Genomic DNA, 395 nt, shown 5'->3' on the forward strand with positions numbered 1-395 from the left:
ACACTGCTTGATAGTTACGTTGATATCAATGAAGACACTGCATTCAATATTGATATACAAGCGCTTTTAGTCGATCAAGATGGTTCTGAAAGTATCGTTAGCGTTACGTTCTCGCAAGTGCCAGACGGCGCAGTGTTTAGCCACGGTACGGTCAATGCTGATGATACAGTGACCGTATTGGCTGAGGATCTAGCAGCGCTGACGTTAACGCCTCCGTTGCATGACAGTACTAACTTCACGCTAGATGTCATGGTGACGCATCAGGAGGAAGATCCAGATAGTGGTGTGATTACGGAAGCGAGTAGCACCGCACAATATCATGTTTCAGTTATCCCAGTGGCGGATGTCCCAACGTTACAAGCGAACGACATTAGCGGAAACGAAGATGAACCGAT

The 395-nt window shown here is 46.8% G+C and carries 1 protein-coding gene; it reads left to right on the forward strand.

Annotation, left to right across the window (positions count from 1 at the left end; translation table 11 throughout):
* A partial coding sequence (locus A3738_RS31040; protein ID WP_197473814.1) for a hypothetical protein occupies nt 1-395 on the forward strand: 395 nt, incomplete at both ends.

Source organism: Oleiphilus sp. HI0066 (genome assembly GCF_001635725.1).